This window comes from Mucilaginibacter sp. (assembly GCF_035492695.1).
Taxonomy (GTDB): domain Bacteria; phylum Bacteroidota; class Bacteroidia; order Sphingobacteriales; family Sphingobacteriaceae; genus Mucilaginibacter.
The window spans coordinates 73,109-95,930 of sequence record NZ_DATJJC010000003.1 but is presented as its reverse complement, the minus strand read 5'-3'; the positions used below and the strand labels follow the sequence as shown (position 1 = coordinate 95,930).

Annotated in this window: 15 protein-coding genes; 6 read left to right on the top strand and 9 right to left on the bottom strand. The window is 45.8% G+C overall.

The window, feature by feature from the left end:
* The first annotated feature begins 138 nt into the window (after nt 1-138).
* The gene (gltB, locus tag VL525_RS00950) at nt 139-4,662 is read left to right on the top strand and encodes a glutamate synthase large subunit (protein WP_325382394.1); all 4,524 of its coding nucleotides are present in this window, start codon (nt 139-141) and stop codon (nt 4,660-4,662) included.
* On the top strand, nt 4,662-6,140 hold the full coding sequence (locus VL525_RS00945) for a glutamate synthase subunit beta (protein ID WP_325382342.1): 1,479 nt from the start codon (nt 4,662-4,664) through the stop codon (nt 6,138-6,140). The genes gltB and VL525_RS00945 overlap by 1 nt, the downstream gene beginning before the upstream one ends.
* A gap of 100 nt (nt 6,141-6,240) precedes the next feature.
* On the opposite strand, the gene VL525_RS00940 is transcribed toward VL525_RS00945, so the two are convergent.
* From VL525_RS00940 to VL525_RS00915, 6 genes are all read right to left on the bottom strand, one after another.
* On the bottom strand, nt 6,241-9,744 hold the full coding sequence (locus VL525_RS00940) for a TraB/GumN family protein (protein ID WP_325382340.1): 3,504 nt from the start codon (nt 9,742-9,744) through the stop codon (nt 6,241-6,243).
* Between the two features lie 81 nt (nt 9,745-9,825).
* A complete protein-coding gene (locus VL525_RS00935) occupies nt 9,826-10,485 on the bottom strand; it encodes a YdeI/OmpD-associated family protein (RefSeq protein ID WP_325382338.1) in 660 nt (219 codons plus the stop codon).
* Nucleotides 10,486-10,630: 145 nt separating this feature from the next.
* Nucleotides 10,631-11,170 (bottom strand): RNA methyltransferase, encoded by a 540-nt coding sequence (locus VL525_RS00930; protein ID WP_325382336.1) that lies wholly within the window; start codon nt 11,168-11,170, stop codon nt 10,631-10,633.
* An 80-nt stretch (nt 11,171-11,250) separates the two neighbouring features.
* Complete coding sequence (locus VL525_RS00925) at nt 11,251-12,420, bottom strand: galactokinase (protein ID WP_325382334.1); 1,170 nt, start codon at nt 12,418-12,420, stop codon at nt 11,251-11,253.
* Between the two features lie 168 nt (nt 12,421-12,588).
* Nucleotides 12,589-13,362 (bottom strand): hypothetical protein, encoded by a 774-nt coding sequence (locus VL525_RS00920; RefSeq protein ID WP_325382332.1) that lies wholly within the window; start codon nt 13,360-13,362, stop codon nt 12,589-12,591.
* 358 nt (nt 13,363-13,720) lie between these two features.
* The gene (locus VL525_RS00915) at nt 13,721-14,581 is read right to left on the bottom strand and encodes an aldo/keto reductase (RefSeq protein ID WP_325382330.1); all 861 of its coding nucleotides are present in this window, start codon (nt 14,579-14,581) and stop codon (nt 13,721-13,723) included.
* 128 nt (nt 14,582-14,709) lie between these two features.
* Here VL525_RS00915 and VL525_RS00910 point away from each other — a divergent pair, with 128 nt between their 5' ends.
* The gene (locus VL525_RS00910; RefSeq protein WP_325382328.1) at nt 14,710-15,147 is read left to right on the top strand and encodes a DUF6526 family protein; all 438 of its coding nucleotides are present in this window, start codon (nt 14,710-14,712) and stop codon (nt 15,145-15,147) included.
* A 51-nt stretch (nt 15,148-15,198) separates the two neighbouring features.
* Here VL525_RS00910 and VL525_RS00905 read toward each other — a convergent pair whose 3' ends face one another.
* From VL525_RS00905 to VL525_RS00895, 3 genes are all read right to left on the bottom strand, one after another.
* A complete protein-coding gene (locus VL525_RS00905; RefSeq protein WP_325382326.1) occupies nt 15,199-16,875 on the bottom strand; it encodes a DUF6600 domain-containing protein in 1,677 nt (558 codons plus the stop codon).
* 247 nt (nt 16,876-17,122) lie between these two features.
* Nucleotides 17,123-17,536 carry a DUF1761 domain-containing protein gene (locus tag VL525_RS00900; protein ID WP_325382324.1) on the bottom strand — a complete coding sequence of 138 codons (414 nt, stop codon included), beginning with the start codon at nt 17,534-17,536 and terminating at the stop codon, nt 17,123-17,125.
* Nucleotides 17,537-17,586: 50 nt separating this feature from the next.
* On the bottom strand, nt 17,587-20,322 hold the full coding sequence (locus tag VL525_RS00895) for a carboxypeptidase regulatory-like domain-containing protein (protein ID WP_325382322.1): 2,736 nt from the start codon (nt 20,320-20,322) through the stop codon (nt 17,587-17,589).
* A 193-nt stretch (nt 20,323-20,515) separates the two neighbouring features.
* Between VL525_RS00895 and VL525_RS00890 the strand changes: the two genes are divergently transcribed.
* The 3 genes from VL525_RS00890 to VL525_RS00880 all read left to right on the top strand — a co-directional run bounded on the left by VL525_RS00890 (nt 20,516) and on the right by VL525_RS00880 (nt 22,758).
* Nucleotides 20,516-21,328, top strand: a complete 813-nt coding sequence (locus VL525_RS00890) for a CHAD domain-containing protein (protein ID WP_325382320.1) — start codon at nt 20,516-20,518, stop codon at nt 21,326-21,328.
* Nucleotides 21,319-21,795, top strand: a complete 477-nt coding sequence (locus VL525_RS00885; RefSeq protein ID WP_325382318.1) for a CYTH domain-containing protein — start codon at nt 21,319-21,321, stop codon at nt 21,793-21,795. Before VL525_RS00890 ends, VL525_RS00885 begins: the two co-directional genes overlap by 10 nt.
* A gap of 87 nt (nt 21,796-21,882) precedes the next feature.
* Entirely contained in the window at nt 21,883-22,758 is an 876-nt protein-coding gene (locus VL525_RS00880; protein ID WP_325382316.1) for a creatininase family protein, read from the top strand.
* The last annotated feature ends 64 nt before the right edge of the window (nt 22,759-22,822 follow it).

The window sequence follows — 22,822 nt, the reverse complement described above, 5'->3', positions numbered from 1 at the left end:
ATCGTTAATTTTAGAGTTTTTGATATGATTTATTTTAACATAATCGGAAAAATTTATGAATATTTTATAAAAAAGGTATAAATTTTGTAATTTCGTGATTACGCACCTTTTATAAATAGACGTAACAGCGAGATTATGATGGATCAGACGGACAGCCCCCAGCAGGGCCTTTACAGGCCTGAATTTGAACACGACTCATGCGGTACCGGTTTTATAGCCAATATTAACGGCCACAAAACCAACCAAATTATAGATGATGCCCTTACCATGCTGGAGAATATGGAACACCGCGGCGCTTGCGGCTGTGATCCGGAAACCGGCGATGGCGCAGGTATTTTAATACAATTGCCCCATGAATTTTTGATGGAAGAATGCTCGAACCTGGAGATCAGCCTGCCTGAGCCGGGAGAGTATGGTGTAGGGATGATATTTTTGCCCAAGGACCCGTCGCTGAAAAAAGCCTGCCGCATAGTGATATCAAATGCGATAGAGAAATTGGGCCTTCAAAAATTAGGCTACCGCAAGCTGACAGTCAATTCATCGGTAATAGGAGAGACCGCACGCCAGGCCGAACCGGATGTGGAGCAGCTTTTTGTTCTGCGGCCGCAGCGTATCACCAATGTTGATGATTTTGAGCGCAAACTGTATGTTTTGCGCCGTTATATAAATAAAACCATCATCGAGACCATACCCGGTGCCGGTGAACATTTTTATTTTACGTCCTTTTCCTGCAAAACCATTGTATATAAAGGACAGCTGACCACATACCAGCTTCGCCAGTATTTTGCCGATCTGTCGGACCCGCGGATGACCTCGGGCCTGGCGATGATACACAGCCGTTTTTCTACCAATACCTTCCCATCATGGAAACTGGCCCAGCCTTTTCGCCTGATGGCGCATAACGGCGAGATCAATACGCTGACAGGTAACCTTAACTGGTTTTACTCGGGCGTTCGTTCATTTGCATCCTCTTACTTCACTTCCGAAGAGATGGAAATGCTGCTCCCGGTTATCGATAATAACCAGTCGGATTCAGCATGTCTTGATAATATTATTGAAGTGCTGCTCCACTCGGGCCGCTCGTTACCGCACGTAATGATGATGCTGGTACCTGAGGCGTGGGATGGCAACGAACAGATGGACCCCATCAAAAAGGCCTTCTATGAATACCACGCTACCTTAATGGAGCCCTGGGATGGCCCGGCAGCATTGACGTTTACTGATGGTAAACTGATAGGCGCCCTGCTCGACCGGAATGGACTGCGGCCGCTGCGTTTTGTTATCACAAAAGACGGCAGGGCGATAGCGGCGTCCGAAGCCGGTGTTTTACAACTCGACCCTGCCAATGTCTTGCGTAAAGGCCGTTTGCAGCCCGGTAAAATGCTATTGATCGATACGCAGAAAGGTAAGATCATAACTGACGACGAGATCAAGCACCAGGTAGCTTCGCGCCAGCCTTACGGCCAATGGCTTGAGAACTATAAGATAAAGCTGGAAGACCTGGCCGAACCGCGTTTAGCTTTCGCCAGCCTTTCGCCCGATGCGGTTTTCCGCTACCAGCAGGTGTTTGGCTACACCCGCGAGGATATAGACACCATCATTAAACCGATGGCAGTCGATGGAAAAGAACCGATAGGTTCAATGGGTACAGACGTGCCGCTGGCAATCCTATCTGATAAGCCACAGCATTTATCCAGCTACTTTAAACAATTTTTTGCCCAGGTAACCAACCCGCCTATCGACCCGATACGCGAGCGCCTGGTAATGAGTTTGGCGACCTTTATCGGCAACAACGGTAACCTGCTGGACGAAGATAAAATGCATTGCCATTGCGTTACGCTGAAACATCCGATATTGGTTGATTACGACCTGGAAAAGCTGCGCAGTATAGATACCGGGATGTTCCACGCCAAAACGCTGCAAACCTATTTTGTAGCCGACGGTATGCCGGGCTCCATGGAAAAGGGCCTCGCAAGGCTTTGCCGCTATGCGGAAGATGCTGTGGGCGAAGGTTTTGAAGTGTTGATCTTATCCGACCGTGCTATCGACTCGGAACATGCGCCGATACCTTCATTACTCGCGGTATCAGCGGTTCACCATCATTTGGTGCGTAAAGGTCTGCGTGGTGCGGTAGGTTTGGTATCCGAAGCAGGTGATGCCTGGGAAGTGCACCATTTTGCTACTTTGCTGGCGTTTGGCGCAACTGCCATCAATCCATATTTGGCGCTATCGACCATCGAAACCATCAAGAATGACGGGACACTTGAAACCAGCCTGGATAATAAAACGCTCAGGAAGAATTACGTAAAAGCCATTAATGACGGCTTATTGAAGATATTTTCAAAAATGGGTATTTCTACCCTGCAGTCTTATCATGGTTCGCAGGTGTTTGAGATATTAGGTTTGAACAAAACCGTTGTTAACCGCTACTTTGATGGCGCGGTTACACGCATAGGTGGTTTGGGTTTGGATGAAATAGCCCGCGAATCGCTTTGTAAGCACAAGATCGGTTTCGGCAGCTCCAAATCAACGGATCGTTTATTGCCCGAGGGCGGCATTTACCAATGGAAACGCAGGGGCGAAGAACATTTATTCAATCCGCAAACGGTTCACCTGTTGCAGCATGCTACCCGCAGCAACGATTATTCGACCTACAAGAATTACGCTAAGCTTATTAATGAGCAGGGCGAAAAACACTATACCATCCGTGGTTTGCTCGATTTTGCGCATCACCGCGAATCGGTAAAGCTGGAAGAGGTTGAACCGGCCGAAGAGATCATGAAGCGCTTTGCAACAGGCGCCATGTCGTTCGGCTCTATCTCCCACGAGGCTCACAGCACTTTGGCTATTGCCATGAACCGCATTGGCGGGAAAAGCAATACCGGCGAAGGCGGCGAAGATGAGCTGCGTTACGAGAAATTACCTAATGGCGATTCGATGCGTTCGGCCATCAAACAAGTGGCTTCAGCACGTTTCGGGGTAACCTCAAATTATTTGACCAATGCCGATGAATTGCAGATAAAAATGGCGCAGGGTGCAAAACCCGGCGAGGGAGGACAATTACCCGGTCATAAGGTGGATGAATGGATCGCCAAGGTTCGCCACTCAACCCCGGGCGTGGGCTTGATATCGCCGCCGCCACACCACGATATTTATTCGATCGAGGATCTGGCACAATTGATATTCGACCTTAAAAATGCTAACCGGGCTGCACGTATCAACGTAAAACTGGTATCAAAGGCAGGTGTGGGAACCATCGCCGCAGGTGTTGCCAAAGCACATGCCGATGTGATCCTGATAGCAGGTTATGATGGCGGTACAGGTGCATCGCCGATAAGCTCTATCAAACATGCAGGTTTGCCGTGGGAACTTGGCTTAGCCGAGGCACATCAGACGCTGGTACGTAATAAGCTGCGCAGCCGTGTAGTATTGCAAACAGACGGTCAGCTAAAGACCGGGCGCGATTTGGCAATAGCCTGTTTAATGGGCGCCGAAGAATGGGGCGTTGCCACTGCCGCACTGGTAGCAGGTGGCTGTATCATGATGCGCAAATGCCATCTGAACACCTGCCCGGTAGGCGTTGCTACGCAGGACCCCGAATTAAGAAAACTATTTACCGGCAAACCGGAACATATCGTTAACCTCTTCCGCTTTATGGCTGAGGAATTGCGCGAGATAATGGCCGAACTTGGGTTCCGCACGATTGATGAAATGGTGGGCAGGGTTCAGTTCCTGAAAGTGAAGGAAGGTCTGCAAAATTGGAAGGTTAAACATATCGATCTTTCTGGCATGCTGCACCCGGTAACCAATGCCAAAGGGTTGACACTATATAACAGCGAAAGCCAGGATCATGGTATCGATGCCATTATCGACTGGCGGTTACTGGAGCAGGCTAAAGTCGCCCTGGAAGATAAAACGCCGGTATTTGCATCGTTCGATGTAAAAAACACCGACCGTACCATCGGCACCATGTTATCCAACGAGATATCAAAAAAATACGGTTCGGCAGGTTTGCCTGATAACACCATCAACTATAAATTCAAAGGTTCAGCCGGGCAAAGCTTTGGCGCTTTCACCACCAAGGGTATTTCGTTTGAGCTGGAAGGCGAAGCCAACGACTATGTAGGCAAAGGATTGTCGGGGGCGCAATTGGCCATTTACCCGTCAACTGAGGCTACTTTTACACCGGAGGATAATATCATTATTGGTAATGTGGCGCTATACGGCGCAACGTCGGGTGAAATGTATATCCGCGGCATGGCCGGCGAACGTTTCGCCGTGCGTAACTCGGGTGCTACTGCTGTGGTAGAAGGCGTAGGTGACCACGGTTGCGAATACATGACGGGAGGGCGCGCCCTCATACTGGGTAACACAGGCAGAAACTTTGCCGCGGGTATGAGCGGTGGTATTGCCTGGGTATATGACAAGGATGGTTCATTTGCGGATAATTGCAATCGGGAAATGGTCGATCTTGACCCACTAACAGACAAGGATTCGGAGCAGATCACTGCCCTGTTAAAGAAACACGCAAGCCTTACCGGCAGTAAAGTGGCTAAGGACCTGCTGAAGAATTGGGACGAAGCATCGACCAAATTCATCAAAGTGTTTCCGCAGGAATATAAAAAGGTTTTATTAAAGGCAGAATATCAGACAGTAAGCTAATGGGAAAGCCAACAGGATTTAAAGAGTATAACAGGGAGCTTCCCGAAAAAGTGGCGCCTGCTGAGCGCGTAAAGAACTATAACGAGTTTGAAGGCTTGTATAGCGAAGAAAAACTGAACGAGCAGTCGGCCCGCTGCATGAACTGCGGCATACCGTTTTGCCATTCGGGCTGCCCGCTGGGTAACATCATACCCGAATTTAACGACGCTGTTTACCGCAAAAATTGGGAAGAAGCCTATAAGATATTGGCATCTACCAATAACTTCCCGGAATTTACCGGAAGGATATGTCCCGCTCCGTGCGAATCGGCATGTGTGTTGGGCATTAACAAGCCGCCGGTGGCTATCGAGGAAATCGAAAAACATATCATAGAAATAGCCTACGAAAAGAATTTGGTAAAGCCTACAGCTCCGCTTATCAAAACCGGTAAAAAGGTAGCCGTAGTAGGCTCTGGCCCTGCGGGATTAGCTGCTGCTGCACAATTGGCTAAAGCCGGCCACGCGGTAACCGTCTTCGAACGCGACGACAAGCCGGGTGGTTTACTGCGTTATGGCATCCCCGATTTCAAACTGGAAAAATGGGTAGTAGAGCGCCGTGTACAGGTAATGGAAGAGGATGGTGTTGTATTTAAATGCAACACAGAAGTAGGCAAAGATATCCAGGCTGACGAACTGACCCGCAATCACGACGCGATAGTGCTGGCAGGAGGGTCGACCATACCGCGTAATTTGCCGATACCTGGCAGGGAATTAAAGGGTATCCATTTTGCGATGGATTTCCTGAAACAACAGAACAAGCGTGTTAGCAATATAGGCTTTGATGCCGAAGATATACTGGCAACGGGTAAAGATGTTGTGGTAATTGGCGGTGGCGATACCGGCTCCGACTGTGTAGGTACATCCAACAGGCAGGGCGCGAAATCTATCAGGCAGTTCGAGGTGATGATGCAGCCACCGGCACAGCGCACGCAGCATATGCCGTGGCCAACCTACCCGATGGTACTGAAAACCACCAGCAGCCACGAGGAAGGATGTGACCGTTACTGGGGCATCAATACCAAAGAGTTTTTGGGTGATGATAAAGGCAACCTGAGGGCGTTAAAAGTAACCGACGTAAGCTGGGAACTGGATGTAATGGGCCGCCCGATAAAGTTTAACGAAGTTGAAGGATCAGAGCGCGAAATAGAATGCCAGCGTGTTTTCCTGGCGATGGGCTTTTTGCATCCGCAGCACGAAGGCATGATCAACAATTTGAATGTACACCTGGACGAGCGCAAGAACGTGAAAGCCAAAGAAGGTAACTACCGCACCAACGTGAGCAAAGTATTTGCCGCAGGCGATATGCGTCGCGGGCAGTCGCTGGTAGTATGGGCCATATCTGAAGGTCGTGAATGTGCACGCAAGGTAGATGAGTTCCTGATGGGGCACTCGATACTGGAAAGTAAGGACGCTGTGAACCAGTTCGAGCAGGTGTTTTAGTGGATGGTGAGTCAATAATTATAACCAAGCATTTTTTAATACAGTTCAGTTAATAAACCTAAGGATGAGCCGGGCTGCGAAAGCAGTCCCGGCTTTGTTATTATTTGATATCATAGCTCGCTTTAAGATCGGGTATCATTGCTTTTGCCTGTTTTATCCAATTCTGTTTTTTTGCTTCATAAACGGTATAGGCATTGTACCTTTTAAAGTTAAGTGCTGCCGATCCAGGTTTAAAAGGCCCGGCTATCCCGATAAAGGTAGTACCGGATTCCCTGTCCGGCGATTTAAATGAATAAGCATAGTACACCGAACCACTATCCAAAATACTGCCCAGCAACGTAACCTTTTCAGGCGCTCCGTAATCATCGTCGCTGCTTTCGATCTCCTTATACAGGCAAAGGCGTCCAAACTCGCTTTGAGCCCTGTATTTTAACGGGACGCTACTCAGTTGATTTTTGTGATAATAAGCTTCCATTATCTCGTACCGGGTGCCCAGGCTGTCAAGCAACCTGCTGATCAAAGTTTGGCTTACCGGAAGCGAATTGCTTATACGGGTAGTCACGGCATCGGCCAGGAAAACCCCTTTTGGCAGGTGTGTAATGTAGTAGTTTGTATAAGTATTTGTTAACGGTTCGCCTTTTACCATCTTCATAATGTTAAGGTAAGAGTAAGTACCTGTGCCATACTCATATTTGTTGCTATCCTTATTGGCAATATAGTGCTTAATTTCGTCCATAGCCTCCGCCGTCAGTACTCCAAAATTGTTCCTCAGGATGGTGGTATAACTTTCCTTATCAAGGATGGCTATATCACTTGCCAGTTGCAAAATATTCTTGCGATAATTGCTGTCGGCCATAACAGGTACTATTTGCTGAAAATGTGCTGCAGCATATTCAAGGGAGTCATATAAGGGCCTGAAAATGGTATAGCCATTTGCCTTAACAGGCCTGTCGCTTGTAAAAAGTTTAAAATAGGCGTCATAACCTTTTATTGAGTCGGTAGCGGGCATAATACTAAGGACAGTTGATTTTAGTTCGTCTTTATCGTGTAAACCGCCATATAAAGTTTCAAGGCGACTAAGCGTTGTGCTATCATGCAGGTCCCTTAATTTTTCGATCAATATCGAACGTGCACTATAGCTGCTTGTATCATCCGGGTAACTGTATTTAATGGCTGAATAAATATCCGGTAGTTCGTCGCGGGTAAACGTATAGTAGCCAAGTGCACCCTTCGCATCTAAAAAAGTTGTCGTATCACCAGATCGTAAACCGGCTGCTATTCCCGCCGATTTTGATGATGCCAGGTCAATTTTTGTCCCAGGCCCGGTGCGTGCAAAAGAGGAATAGAACGTATTGCTTTCGTCGTTAAAAAGTTGCTCCCTTGCATTAAAGCTTTGGAGAACAAAAACATCGCCTTCATCTATTATAATTCTTTTTCGGCGCTGTTCTTTTGTCGCTTTGTTCTCAGTCAAAACCTCCAGGGCTTTTTTCCCGTTCATGTCGATCGTGTCGACCTTGATCAGCGAGTCGGTATATTTAACAGTGAGTTTTGTTAATTCCCTATAAAGGGAATCAGTACCCGTCGTGCGATAATACTTACTGATCTGTGTGTGCTCTATACCATATACGTCACCCGATACAGGGCTGGTAGCAACATAGTAGGATTGGGTGTTAAGGTATGAATTGTGTGTTTTTACGCTGTCGGCTACGTCCGCTGGCCGGGATGGTAATTTAATAGTGTATTTATCACCGGCCGACTCAAAGTTTATATACTCCGGTTTTAGATAAGGATCGAACATGAAAGAATTGAAAAATATATCGTTGGCATCAATTTCTGCACCGTCACGCAGGTTTTGTTCCATCAGCATATACAGGCGGTTCCCTCTAAGATATACACGCACCAGGCCGCGGTAGTTGCCCGAGAATTCCAGCTTTATTTCGCGCCCCATATAACCGTCTTTTAATATTTTTTTTGGTTCACCGATAATTTTGGCCCTGCCGGAAAATTCTGTCGTTATTGAATTGAAAAGCGCATCTTTATCGGCAAGAAATGTGCCGTTCGGGTAGTCGTTGTACCGTAACAGGTAATTCATCATGTGATCGGTATCCGTCGACAGGTACATTTTTATTTTGAAGACTTTGCCCGGCAGTTTGGGGCTTGTTATATCTCTTCCTATAAAACGGGGTTCAAAGGGCAACTTTACACTGAACGCCGCAGTATCATTTTTAAACACAATCCAATCTTTAGCGGGTTTTTCGGCAGTTTTAAAACTGTTGAACGACCCGAAAAAACGATTTGCGTAATCTGTCCTCAAATTTGTTAAACGATTACCCATGTACAGGTAGTAAAGCATATTGTTATTGATAAACAATACCGAACGTTGATAGCCGTGCTTGCCTTTGGTTATAATGTCAGTACCAGTCAACCCGTGTGCCGAAAATATTTTTCTGCTCACCAGCTTACTCATTTTACTTTTTGTTAGATTATGAATGATCTTGCTGACAGCTTTCTGAGCATCAGCGGGATGGTCTGCGGTTCCCTGCCGCGCGACATAGATACCATAAAAAACTTCATTAGCAAGGTCAGGGAACATCCAAGACGAGGTGCCGTAAATATTGGTTTCCAACGGTTCAGCCGGAAATTGTAATGAATATCCCATATCATAATCGGTATGGGTTACCCACTTCATATTTTTATAATCAATATGGAATTTCGACCATACGCCTGTAAATGTTGCCGGTACGGCGGTAACAGTATAGCCCTCTTTGCGCAGCAGGGCTATAACACCGTTATCGCCGGGCAAGTGAGCGGCGCCGACAGCAGCAAATAATGTTTTTTCATGCATGGTCCTGATTATGCTGCCTGCCATCACCTTATTTCTTGCCATTATCTCGGAGTCCACTAAATATTTATCTACATAATTTGAAATGGCATCGAGATTGCCGGAGCTATATATATTTACCATATCTTCCCGGTCTTCACCCGCGCCACTATCAAGCAGGTATAGCAGGCGTGCCTTTACAGCATCAGGACTACCCATCATCTTATTCATCTGCTGCGAAGTGTTTTCGAGGCCGCAAATAGTTTTATTCATCGTTCTTGCGATACCATACAGGTAAGCATCAATAAACGATTCCTTATCATCGGGCTTGCCGTAGTCATCATTGCTAAGCATGGATTCGGCCATAAGCGGACTCATATCGTCCCGCATCTTATAACCATTCCTTTTTTCAAATCTTTTTGCCAGTTCTGCATATTCTTTCTCACTTAATAGTTTATGCAAATCGAGCGTCGTGTCGTTTTTACCCCAAATATTAAAAAGTAGTCTCATGGCACTATCTGGCTGTACCTCAAGCGCGAACGACTGACATTTTTGAATAGCCAGCATTACGGAATCACTGAAATTGAACACACGCTTGTCTTTAACATGCATGGTCCCGAACAGATATGAAGGCTGTTTTAGATCTTTTCCGCTGATGCGCCATAGCAATGTATAGGTGCGCTTCTGTTTTTGCTGCCCCCTGGCAGAAAAAACAGAAGCAATCGCAATAAATAGAACAAAAAAGTACCGGGTAAATCTTTTAATTTGTAAGGCTTTGAACATAGAAAAATTCCAATAAGATTCGGTTGAAGAGTTTGAGGCTCCAGGCTAAAAATAAGAAATTTTTCTAATTTGGAGGAAATTTTATTTATCCGACGGGTTCTTTTTCCCTGTTTCCAGTTTCTCAACCAGTTTCGTCAGGCGTTCAGTCTTTGTTTTTTCCTGTTTGGCGGTTAGTACCCAAAGCACATATTCCTTGCGGTTGGAATAGGAGAGTTTCTCATAATTAGCAAGTGCCTGCTGATTGTTTTGCAAAGCGACCTTGATCTCATCCGGCAACCTTACGATACGGTTTTCTACATCGATCCACTGACTGTATTCGTTTTGTTTGATCTCGTCGTTGCGGGTGTCCGATGCCTTGGTTTGCTCCTTCGGGCGAAAACGTAACGCCGTCCAGGTATGGTTTATCGCAGCGGCGGCTACGCTTGTAAACCCATATTTTCCAGGTTCGTCCCAACTGCTCATCATTTCCAGGTCGCTTTCGATCCCCGAAGTTTTCTTGGGATACATGATCCAAAATACGGATGAAGGTTTAAGCAATGGCATCACTACTTTCAGGCTGTCGGCCAATTCTTGACTGTTTTTTACAAACAGTTGCACACCGTCAAAATCACCGCTCGTACTGTAAGAAACAGCCGCACCTTCGGGAAGCGGTTCAAGCAAACTGAGGTAACCTGCCGGGGCGTTATACAAAAGCCAGTACTGGCCCGATTTCATCTGGAGTTTTTTTGCGATCAAAGACACGATTAAATGATTTAAGAAATGTTATTCGATATAAATATCTGACAAATCTTTTAAAGCCACTTATCGAAAATTGCGATTGAGCTTATGGTTTATAGCTGATGGAATCATGGCTGTTTGCCTAAAGGTTAGCCACAATTACTATGAACTATGATCCATGAACTATCAGCTTTCCAAAGAAATCCCATAATACTATTCCTGCCGACACCACAATATTGAATGAGTGCTTGGTGCCGAACTGTGGTATCTCGATGCAGGCATCGATAACTTTCATCACCTCATCGCTTACGCCGTTTACTTCGTTGCCAAATATGAGCGCGTATTTTTTACTTTCTTCAGCTTCAAATTCATTCAGCATCACGCTGTTTTCGGCCTGTTCAATGGCGACTATCGCATAGCCTTCCTTTCGTAACTCTTCAATAGCCTGGAGCGGGGTGGGGTAGTGGCTCCAATTAACAGATAGTGTAGCACCCAGGGCGGTCTTCTCTATTTCGCGGTGCGGCGGCTGACCGGTGATACCACAGAGGCAGATCTTTTCAACTGCAAACCCATCGCAGGTGCGGAATATGGAACCAACATTGTGCATGCTGCGCACATTATCCAGTATGACCACCACGGGGAGTTTTTCCTGTGCTTTAAATTCGGATACCGAGGCCCGGTTAAGTTCGTCGAGTTTGAGTTTGCGCATTGGGTTAGAGATCGGTTAACCAGTGATCGGTTAACCGATGTGCAAAGCTAACAGATATCGGTGAACAGGGAACAGTATTTTTATGAGTTGGCCAGCTCCTTTAATACCCCCACACCATCACCTATCAGCGAACTATAAACAGATGCTGCATAGCCGATCTTAGATGTGTAATAATCGCTAACCTCTTTACTGAATTTATCAAAACCAGTCTCCTTCACCAGGGCTATAGCACAGCCGCCAAAGCCGGCACCGGTCATGCGTGCCCCTGCAACATCGGGATTTGTTTGGCTATATTCCACCACAGCGTCCAGTTCCTTTCCGCTAACTTCGTACAGGTTTTTTAGCGAATCGTGAGAGGCATACATCAATTGTCCAAACTCTGCAAGGTCGCTGGCGGCAAGTGCTTCAGCAGCTAATTTTACACGATCATTTTCTTCTATCACGTGGGTGGCCCGTTTTAATACAACCGGGTCCGTTATCAGGTGTTTGTATTTTTCAAATGTATCAGTGTTAATATCGCATAGATTGTGAATGTCCAGTTCTTGCTGAAGGGCTTTTAGCGCTGCCTGGCATTCCTGCACCCGTTCGTTATATTTCGATTCGGCCAGCTTACGGGGCTTATTTGTGTTGATGATCGCCAGCACATATTCGCCCAAATTGCTTTCTACTGCTTTATATTCCAGCGAGTCGCAATTAAGCATAAGCGCCTTATCCTTTTCACCAAAGGCTACCGCAAACTGGTCCATAATACCACAATTAACGCCAATAAAAACGTTCTCAACCTTTTTTGATAATTGTACCAGTTCAAGTTTGGAATAACCGCATTCAAACAAGTCGTTGAGCATATAGGCTGTCACTACTTCTATAGAAGCAGAAGACGAAAGGCCCGAACTGATAGGTATATCGCCGTAGTACAACAGATCAAGTCCAGTGACCTTGTTATGTTCAGCCAGGAAATGGTCAATAATTCCCAGCGGGTAATTGAACCATATTTCGCCCGTCTTCCGGTACCCGTCCTTTACAGGAACATCCAATTTGTCGTCAAAATTCAGGCTCCTGAAGCGGAAGACGTTGTCGTTATTTGGCGATACAAGTACATAAGTACCAAAGGTAATAGCGCAGGGCATCACCAATCCTCCATTGTAATCGATATGCTCGCCGATAAGGTTTACCCGGCCTGGTGAGAAATAGGCATTCTCAGCATCTTTATTAAATATCTTTTTATACTCCCCGTAAAGGTCTTTCTTCATTCTCAAATTGTTACGCGAAAACAAATATTGTAATTTTTACAGTTATTCCTGCTTTTTATTTTTAAACGGCTGAAAATCAATAAAAAAGCCTATTAAATAATTTATAAATGCACAAAAAAAGCGGGCAACTATTTTGCCGCCCGCTTAAAATTGCAGATGAAATATTTGTTATTGCTTGGTATAACCCCCTGTTAACAGGTTGATGTTATAAGTAGCGCCGCCGGTTATTACAAGTGTAGCGGTACCATCTCCATTAAATGTTGCTGTGCCGGTGAAATTATAGGTGTACTTTCCTGCAACACCACTCACGGTAACTGTAGCAGTACCACTTTTGATGGCCCTTGAAGGCTTTGCCAGCGTAAGGTTGGTAATCACAATATCGATATTACTATTGCCGGTTGCTTTGTTGCCAACTTTCGACACAAAAGAACCTTGTCTTTTATACTCGCCATTGATCACATAATTCGGAGCAGCCTGGGTCAGGCCGGCAATAGTTGCTGTGGCGGTGCCTTCGGCAGTTGTAGATACGCGCGGACCATCGAACGTACCGTGGTAAGTAAGTGCGTTTACCAGGTTATCAGGCTGATTTTCAACATTGCAATTTAGCGTATGTGCATATTTTACAAAGTAATCATAAGAAACAGAACTGTTTGAACCGGTAAAAGTTGCACTATCGGTTAAGGTTGAACCGCATTCCTGGTGATGCTCATTAACGCCAAGTGAATTGATAGTTTGTGATCCTGTGGAAGCAAGACCCTGTGCGTTTACCGCTATAGCGTCGCTCATGGATGCCACGCCGCCAGAATTTGATGCGAATGCGCTTGCCGCCATGTCGGCAGCCTGGTCACTTGTTAAATTGCCGGAAGTAGAGGTACTGTCTTTCTTACACGAGAACGCGCCGAGCATTAAAAGCGCGATAATGGATAGTCTGAAAGTTTTCATTTTTTTTAAGGGGGTTTAATGTTGTTTGCGTGGATATGACTTTGGCATGACCCGATGGTTTAATCGGTGGATAAATTATAAGTCTTTTTTTTCTTCCGTGTTAATATTTTAATATGTTTTGGCGGGTTAGGGATTTAAAAAAGCCCCTGCCTTAACAGGGGCTCAAACTGAATTTAACCTTACACCTATGAATTACTAATTAAACTTATGTACCATCTTTTACGCGATACATCAATTGAAGGTTATGCCGTCCGATAAAAAGTTATTAACAATTTTGTTGCTATCTTGCTGATAATCTTTAAGATACAATATAGATGCAGGTATATTATATGAAGTTCGCAAAATGCTGATAGTCTTGTTACTGTGGCGAGATGCTGTTCAGTATTTCCATATCGCCACTACTTAATTCTATATTTTGCGATTTCATATTTTCTTCCAGATGCTCAACGCTTGATGTTCCCGGTATAAGTAAAATATTATCTGCATGGTGCAAGAGCCAGCTTAAAGCTACCTGGTGTGCATTAGCGTTATGCTTTTCAGCCACCTGGTTTATTTTTCTTTCAGCGTCAACATTGCCCGCGCTAAGCGGGAACCACGGTATAAACGCAATATTATTTTGTTTGCAATATTCGAGCACGGGTTCCCAACCCCGGTTATCCACGCTGTATTTGTTTTGTACCGACACCACATCAAAATATTTTTGTGCCTTTTTAATGTTGTCAATGCTTACTTCAGATAGCCCTATATGTTTGATCTTCCCCTGACGCTGCGCTTCCGATAAAAACTCAAAAGTTTTTTCAGCAGGTACTTTCGGGTCGATACGATGTAGCTGGTAAAGGTCGATACGGTCGAGCTTTAATCGTTTTAAACTGCCCTCCAGGGCTTCCTTTAAGTAATCGGGGTGTGCATTAACAGGCCATTGATCGGGGCCGGTACGCATTAACCCTCCCTTTGTAGCTATAACAAGCCCAGCCGGATAGGGATAAAGCGCTTCGGCTATCAGTTCTTCGGACACATACGGGCCATAACTGTCTGCCGTATCAATAAAATTGACGCCCAATTCAACCGCACGCTTTAAAACTTTTATCGCTTCGTTTTTATTTTCGGGCGGCCCCCAAATCCCTTTCCCGGTAATTCGCATTGCGCCGTAGCCAAGGCGGTTCACTGGCAGGTCGGCGCCAATGGTAAATGTTTGCTCAAATGTTGTTGCAGTTGCCATATCATGATAGTTTAACTAAAGGTTTAACATAAGCGGTGCTCAAATGTTCTGCAATGGAGTTGTAAAAACACTGCGGCGGCAATACCCGGCCTTTAAAAAAACACTAAATTGGTTTCAAAATCCTGAACATGAAAAAAATACAAAACTATGCCAATCACCGCCGTGTTGTACCCGGCTTCCATTTTGCAGCAAGCTCTTTACTTTTCCTGGGTGCAATTGCCGCTATTGTAAATATATTCAGGCATCCACCCTACACCGGCGGGTTTATAAGCGCCGTACTTTTGTTGGTTATGTTTATATGCGGCATGCTTTTGTTTTGGTTTGCCAGGACATTTCCGCTAAGGGCGCAGGACAGGGCGATCCGCGCTGAAGAGAACCTGAGGCATTATGTGCTTACTGGCAAGCTTTTGGACATTCGTTTAAGTATGGGGCAAGCCATCGCTTTACGCTTTGCATCGGATGAAGAGTTTGTAGAACTGGCAGCCAAGGCAGTTGCCGCAAATATGAGCCCCGAAGAAATTAAAAAGGCGATCGTTCAATGGAAGGCCGACCATCACCGGGCCTGAAATAGAAATTATAAAAGCATCCCCGGGGTTAATGGCGGGGATGCTCTTATATCAGGAGCGAATGTTGGGCCTGCGTTTTGTAGTATCGGGTTTTTGGTTGCCCGGCTGGTTCTTATTGTTTCCTTTATTGTTATGAACGGGCTGTAAGTTAGGGCGCAAAGCAGGGTTTGCCTGTGGGCGAGGAGCTTGCTGGCCAGGTTGCTGAGCCGGACTTGTTGTATTAGGTTGCTGCCCTGTTTGCTGGGGCGAATAGTTTTTATCCGGATTTGGATTTCCCCGGTGCTGCCGCGGCTGGCCGCTATTTGGATTTAGATCAGGCTGGTTTTGTCCCTGACCCTGGTTCGGGTTTCCGTTGGGTTGGTTAGGTTGATTTTGGCCGTTATGCTGCCCGGAATTTTGCCCCTGACCCTGGTTCGGGTTTCCGTTGGGCTGGTTAGGCTGATTTTGGCCGTTATGCTGTCCGGAATTTTGTCCCTGCCCCTGGTTCGGGTTCCCGTTAGGTTGGTTAGGCTGATTTTGGCCATTATGCTGCCCGGAATTTTGTCCCTGACCCTGGTTCGGATTCCCGTTGGGTTGGTTAGGCTGATTTTGGCCGTTATGCTGTCCGGAATCTTGTCCCTGCCCCTGGTTCGGATTCCCGTTAGGTTGGTTAGGCTGATTTTGGCCATTATGCTGTCCGGGATTTTGTCCCTGCCCTTGGTTCGGATTCCCGTTCGGCCGGTTGGGTTGATTTTGGCCACCGTTATTCCTGCCCGGACTTTGGTTGTTATTACCATTGTTTTGTTGCGGCATCTGGACACCCAATCTGAAATGGTCGTACTTTCTTGGCGCCGGTCTGTTATTTGGCTGGTTACCTGGCGCAATTACCGGGTGATAAACCGAGATGCGGTTATTATTTACAACAACAGCGCCTGGCTTGGTTCTGTCGGTAACGGTAACGGCTTGTATCCTATCGTTGGTAACCCGTTCTACATCATACACCTGGGGCCCCCGGTTGTATTCACCGGCGGTGCGAATACCGCCGTAAGTAGCGCCGCGGTGATCCGTATTGACATAGCCGGTATTACTGTTCCTGATCACCCTAATGTTATTAATGATCGTTATGTTATTATAGACAATGTAATTGTGGACGCTTACCTGGTTAAATCGCCTGCCCGGCACCATGTTCCAGGTATTTGGTGCGGGCTTCCACCAACCCAGTTCTGCTTCCCTTATACTAACACGCGGAGGGAGTGGTGCCCAGCAAAAATAATCGCCCGACATGCCCCAGGTAACCCACGCCGGGGCCCAATCATCACCCGGTTGCCAGCACCAGCCGTAATAGCCATCGTAAAACCACCGCCCGTAATGAAAGGTAGCCCAGCCCCAGTCATAATTAGAAGCCCAGGTCCAGCCATAATCGCTGTAAACCCAATTGCCATTGGTGGCATACGGCCTGAAATCGTCGCCCACATTCGGCACCCATACATAACCGTAGTCCGGGTAATCTATCCATCTGCCATAGGGGCTCAGTTCGTCATAAAACACCTGGTCGGTTTGTGGCGAATTATCATAGTCTGGGTAATTGTCGTTAAAGCCCGGCTGGTGATAATCGGGTGGTGGCTGGTTATAGCCCGACTGGGAATCGTTATATACAGGTGCAGGTTCGTAAACGGTGGTCTGCACCCAGGCGCCGCAACCTGCAAGCAGGAAGGTGACGGGTATGATCAAATAAATTCCTTTTTTCATGTCAAAATAAGGTTAGAGATATTATAAATATTATATAAGTATGATTGTGCGGCAGTTAAATAGTTTAATAAGACGCACAATAAATGATACCGTAATGTAACACATGCGTTACAAAAGTAGGGTATTTTGGGTAGAGTATAATATCCCGGCCATATTCTATCAGGCACCGGCAAGGCTAAGCCGGGCTTCGATTTAGTGGAACCGGACAAAAAAATAGTGAGAATATGATTTTGGTGTGCAATGGAGACTACCGCCACAACCCAATAATGGCGCCCATCAGTGTCAACGATACCAAACTGTAACCTCCATTAATAAAAATATGGCGCCAGCTTTTCAATTCGAACAAGCTATGGATGGCAATGGCGCAAAATGTCCAGATACCGGCAAGGAAACCTGCTGTTGCACCCCATTTTAAATCTGTGATATGGCCCGGACTATCGGCGAGGAACATGGCCAGGTTTATAGCCATTAAAAGGGAAAATACAGCGGTAAAGCCAAATATTTTGCCTTTGTTGCCTTGCTTAATATCGTCTTCGGTAAGTTTGCTGTCAGCCATCCAGGCATTGCCAAAAATGCCGCGCGAGTACCAAATGCCGCCTACGGCAAATGCCGAGATTCCGGCTACAACTACGGCCAGCCAGTTAATTGATGAAGGATTCATGTGTTTCAGGTTTGATCTTAGTTAATTAAAACTAAGAAAATATTTTGAAACTATTGAACCTTATAGCGGTAAATATACCAGCCCAGGTTGCCGTCCTTATCTATTCCCTGTATTATCGCTTTATAAGTTCCCGTGCCGTCCGCATTAAAAAAATCAAATGATGCCGCACCTGTTTTATCCGTTATAATAGAAGGGTTCCAGTAGATCGTGCTGCGGAGGTCGGCTCCTGCCCGCGGCGCTGCCGGGTTGTCATATTTAGGAGCGTAAAATACCCGCGTTGCGTCATAGCCGCCTGGCACAAATTCAACCAGGTAGCCTTTTGGCAACAGGTCGGCCAGTTGCTCTTTGCTTATCTTTTCTCCTTTTGGCTGTTTTTTCAGGTTGATCTCGATAACGCCTTTATTATTGGTAGCACGGTTGATGCCCGATAAGCCGTCATTCAAAAATATTTCAACCGATTCAACAGCGTCTGAATTGATATTCTGCAAATAATTATAGTCTGTTGCCATGCCATTCACATATACCGCAACCGGCGTACGGGTACCGGCGTTATAATCGCGGGTAATGTAAAGGTTGTTACCGTCGGAAGTAAGGCCAATGGCTTGCGCTGCCAAACACTGAAAGAACACCGGGCAGCCTTTAAACTGCTCGCCGTTAATGGTATGATCGGCAACAATACTCAAACCCTGCAAGGTGCTGAAATCGGAATGACTAACCTTTTTGGGTGCAGCTTTATCCTTAATAACCACCTCCTCAAGGGTATGGGTTTTGTTTAAAGCATTTTGTTGTTTTAAGCTATTTTCAAGATACGGATGTATCGCACTATCAATGTTTGCAATATAGCCGGTTTGATTATTGAATATACTTGTCGGCGGAGTAACAAAAGGGGTTACTGTCAACACCATATTACTGCCGCCCGGGTTGTCGCGGGCGTTCAGCGTCACTTTTGATGAGTCGGACACAAGAACGTTTGCGAACCTGAAATTGCCGCTCATATCGGTTTGCGTTTGCGTGGAGAAGCTCTTGTCTGGTATTATCAGCCGTACGTTGCCTTTTGATACCGGTATGCCTGTATTAGTTCGTAAAATGCCCGATATTTCAATGCCCTGTTCCGGTAAAAAAGTTATAGGAGGGTTCCTGTCGCTGACGATATTTCTGTACGAAAAGCGCCGGTAGCCCTGTGTCAGCATCAGAACGTCGAGATCGGCTTCGGTTTTACTATTTGGATGATTAAAGTAGTAATTTGGCTTCTCAATAAATCCTCTAAGGTCTGATGTTAGCAATAGGTGGCTCAGTATGGTCGTTTCATCATTTTCGTCGTAAGGCACCAGTGTCTCATCAACTACAGAAACAGAGAAACTGCCTTCAGCCGGTAGTTCTTTGTTTTTGGCGGAAACTGTCATTTTTACTTTTTGCCTGCGTCCGTAATTTTGCCTATCCGAACGTAAGGATAGGTTCATAAGGTCGTTATGTCTTACAAAAGCTATCCTTTCACTAAGCGGCGACCCTTTTACCGAAAATAAAGTTACCTGCACTATCCCGGTAGGGAATTTACTTTTCGGGATACTCGCCGCATATACCGGGCTTTTTAAATTAGTCTGCGCCGCGTAACATATAACGCCGTTACTTTGTGCTATAACATAAAAGGGTTTATTTTGATTTCTTGTAAAAAAGGCTTCGTTTGCGGCAATTTTTATACCCAGCGTATCGGCATCCGAGTTGTTTAACGATAGGTTGATACCTTCGTCGCGCGGCGTGGGCAGGTCGATACTTGTTTTTGTACCATCGGCGAAAGTAAAATTGGCCTTGTAAGTTTTCCCGTTCTCCGGCTGTATGGCAAACACACCCATACCCAGGTGCTGCGAATCGAAACTTGCCATTACCGCACCGGTATTATCCGTTACGTTACCTTTAGCGTCGATGCCGCGTCCATCAGGTTTGAGCGCTTTGAAAGCTACACGCGAACGTATTCCATCTATCAGGTATCCTCCCTCAGGGAAAAGCTGTACGTCCACATCCGGCGGTGTCGTTTCGAGCGCAAAAACTTTGTTAATGAGCTTTTTGTCATCCAGCTCAAGATCGGTTTGAACCGTTGCCGTATTAAGCGCCGAAACTTTATCCGTAAGGAAATTGATGTTCAGCTTCCCGTTCGCGTCGGTTTGATCCCTGCCTTTCTCTATGGTCTGGTCATCGCTCATAACCCGCCAGTTCACCTTTTTATTAGCATAAGGGTTGCCATTTTGGTCTTTATAAACGATGTCGGCAATAATACGGGCCGTTTTTTCCGAGATCGAATTTTTAAATGTTATGCGCGGGATAACCTGGTTACTTTCGGTACTGCCAATACTTAATGTACGATTAAAGAAATATGCCTGGTCGAAATTGCGCATCCAGCGGGTATAGGCGCGTATGCGATAGTCGCCTCGCTTATAGGTATTGAGTGGAAGTGGCAGGAAACTGTTCGCCATACCATTAACCAGTTGCAGCTTAAGTTCATTTAATAAAATGCCTTGCTGGTTTATAAAATCGATATAAAGAATCTTGCTCAGTGGCGAGGGGATATGCAGGCCCGCGGTTACGTAGGCTTTTAGCCAGATGGTATCGCCTGCCGCGTAATAAGGCTTGTCAAATTGTATGAAAACTTTTTCTATCGGGTGACCGGTCGTGTAATTTTGGGTCTTTTCAATTATGGTGGTCAGGGCTACACTATCGCGCTGGGCTGTGGCCGATAAACGGATGATAGTAAGTAAAAAGGATAAAGCGAATAAAAATTTTCTTAGATTCATCAAATTATTTGCATCAAAGGAACGGGCTAAATATAGTTATTTCTGAATACAGCCCGGAAAATGAGTAAGTCTTTAACATTTTTTTACACTTATCCCTGTTCAAAACAAACCATTGATTGTTACAACGGATTACATAGCTGTAAAAGTGTAAAAATCAGTTAAGTAACCATATTTTTATAATCCGATATAATAAATGAAGCGAAAAGCCGGGAAAGCTTATTTTAACGAACTGTGGTACCAGATGAAAAGCGACCTGCGCGATTTTATTAAAACAGGCGACCAGGAAAAGCTGCATCATTTCAGGGTGCAGGTAAAAAAATTGCGGGCGTTCCTGCTACTTGTGGATCATACCTTGCCGCATAGTAAACTTTCCGGGGCTTTTAAACCCATCAGGCGAATATTTAAAGATGGCGGCAGGATACGCGAAGCTTACCTCAACCTGCAATTGAGCTCAAAATACGGTTTACAGAACGATGACTTCATCCTGCAGCAGGTGAATGGGATGGATAAAGATATCAAGGCGTTCATGGATAATTCAAAACAATACCTGAAAACAGTGAGGACGGTACATGCAGGAATTGAAGATGGCCTTAAGGCTGTTGAGGGCGAAAATATAAGCGAATTTTATAAAGGCCAGTTGGAGCAGATAACCGTTACATTGCACAAGCTTGAATTTAATGAAGGCCTGCACGAGTGCCGGAAACGGATAAAAACGCTTTTATATAACCGTAAGATCGCCGCTGAAGCGCTGGAAAGCAGCCTGCAGATCGATAATGATTACCTCGACAAATTACAGGAAGGTATAGGCCAATGGCACGATAGCCTGCTGGCGATCGGACTTTTTTCGTCGCCCGGAATAAATGACAGGACCGTTATCGCCAAAATAAAGCGGCAAAATGCCAGGCAACGGAAGTCGATAAGCAACCTGGCGCACGATTTCTGGAAGAAAGCAACGCTTACGGAAAAGGCCATTAATAACGGACAGGAAGTAAGGGTATGGGTGTAGAAATAGAAAGGAAATTTTTAGTCGACCATGATAAGTGGGAAAAGCTAAGCAAGCCGGCAGGGACACACTACCGGCAAGGTTATATTGTAGCCGACAGCGGCCGCACAGTGCGCATAAGGGTTTCAGACGCCAAAGCCTTTTTGAACATGAAAAGCAGGTCTGGGTTGTCAAATATGTCGCGCAGCGAGTATGAGTATGAGATACCGCTGGCCGAGGGTTTGGAGATACTGGATAAGTTCGTCACGAACGGCGGTACCGAGAAAATAAGGTATAACATTCATTTCGCCGGAAAGCTGTGGGAGGTTGATGTTTTCAACGGGGATAACAAAGGTTTAATAGTAGCGGAAATAGAACTCGAAAGTGAGGATGAACAGTTTGAAAGGCCCGAATGGGTAACTATTGAAGTTACCGACGATGGACGGTACACTAACGCAGCACTATCTAAACATCCTTTTAAAAATTGGTAACATAAGATTTACGAAGTTTTAAAAGGCTTAATAAATCGGAATGTTGCTTTTTTCATAACTTCATTGCATTAACCAATTCACCCGATCATGAAACTATTTTTATTTTTTGCTTCGTTTTTGTTATGCAGCGCTGTTTATGCGCAGGAAGTACCCGCCCGCTGGGACGAACTTACCGCTACCGACTGGCAGGCTGCGCTCGACAAATCGTCTCAAACCTGTATACTCCCGTTTGGAATATTAGAGAAGCATGGCCCGCATTCGCCCATCGGTACCGACCTGATCCACGTGCGCGAATGGGCAGCCCGTGCCACCAAACAGGAATATGCCGTAGTGTTTCCCGATTATTTTTACGGGCAGATCAACGAGGCACGCCAGCAGCCGGGTACTTTCGCACTTCCAGCGCAATTGATCTATAATTTATTAGAGGCCACCTGCGACGAAATTGCCCGCAACGGCTTTAAAAAAATAGTGATACTGAACGGGCATGGCGGCAACCCCGAGTTTATCCGCTTCTTTATGCAGTCGTTCCTGAATAAAAGGCATAACTATGCTATTTATTTTTACGACCCGGAGAACGATGCTGATTTCCAGGCGCAATACCGCAAGATGCACAAATCGGATATGCGTGGCGACGAACATGCCGGCGAAAGTGAAACATCGGTGCTGATGTATTACCGGCCCGACCTGATGCGCATGGGCAGGGCCACTTCACAATCGGGCGCCGACCAGAAACGACTGAACCTGCCCGGAGTTTATACCCCTATTTGGTGGTATGCATCGTTCCCTAATCACTATGCCGGCGAAGGGGCAAAAGCTACGGCTGAATTTGGCAAATTCATCACTGATCACGAAATAGCATCGTTCGTCAAAGTGCTTAAAGAAATAAAAGCAGACACCACAACCATTAAACTACAGGACGAATTTTATGACCGCGTAGATAACCTGGGCACAAGCAAGAAATAAGATCCAGGCGTTTATTTTTGCTTTTTTGTAGGATACACTAAGTGTTCACGCCGCCGCCGCTTGC

Coding starts and splice junctions, on each gene's coding strand:
- VL525_RS00880 (WP_325382316.1), top strand. CDS start 21,883: ATGAAACTATTTTTATTTTTTGCTTCGTTTTTGTTATGCAGCGCTGTT.
- VL525_RS00900 (WP_325382324.1), bottom strand. CDS start 17,536: ATGAATCCTTCATCAATTAACTGGCTGGCCGTAGTTGTAGCCGGAATC.
- VL525_RS00905 (WP_325382326.1), bottom strand. CDS start 16,875: ATGAAAAAAGGAATTTATTTGATCATACCCGTCACCTTCCTGCTTGCA.
- VL525_RS00930 (WP_325382336.1), bottom strand. CDS start 11,170: ATGCGCAAACTCAAACTCGACGAACTTAACCGGGCCTCGGTATCCGAA.
- VL525_RS00895 (WP_325382322.1), bottom strand. CDS start 20,322: ATGAATCTAAGAAAATTTTTATTCGCTTTATCCTTTTTACTTACTATC.
- VL525_RS00885 (WP_325382318.1), top strand. CDS start 21,319: ATGGGTGTAGAAATAGAAAGGAAATTTTTAGTCGACCATGATAAGTGG.
- gltB (WP_325382394.1), top strand. CDS start 139: ATGGATCAGACGGACAGCCCCCAGCAGGGCCTTTACAGGCCTGAATTT.
- VL525_RS00915 (WP_325382330.1), bottom strand. CDS start 14,581: ATGGCAACTGCAACAACATTTGAGCAAACATTTACCATTGGCGCCGAC.
- VL525_RS00925 (WP_325382334.1), bottom strand. CDS start 12,420: ATGAAGAAAGACCTTTACGGGGAGTATAAAAAGATATTTAATAAAGAT.
- VL525_RS00890 (WP_325382320.1), top strand. CDS start 20,516: ATGAAGCGAAAAGCCGGGAAAGCTTATTTTAACGAACTGTGGTACCAG.
- VL525_RS00940 (WP_325382340.1), bottom strand. CDS start 9,744: ATGTTCAAAGCCTTACAAATTAAAAGATTTACCCGGTACTTTTTTGTT.
- VL525_RS00920 (WP_325382332.1), bottom strand. CDS start 13,362: ATGAAAACTTTCAGACTATCCATTATCGCGCTTTTAATGCTCGGCGCG.
- VL525_RS00945 (WP_325382342.1), top strand. CDS start 4,662: ATGGGAAAGCCAACAGGATTTAAAGAGTATAACAGGGAGCTTCCCGAA.
- VL525_RS00910 (WP_325382328.1), top strand. CDS start 14,710: ATGAAAAAAATACAAAACTATGCCAATCACCGCCGTGTTGTACCCGGC.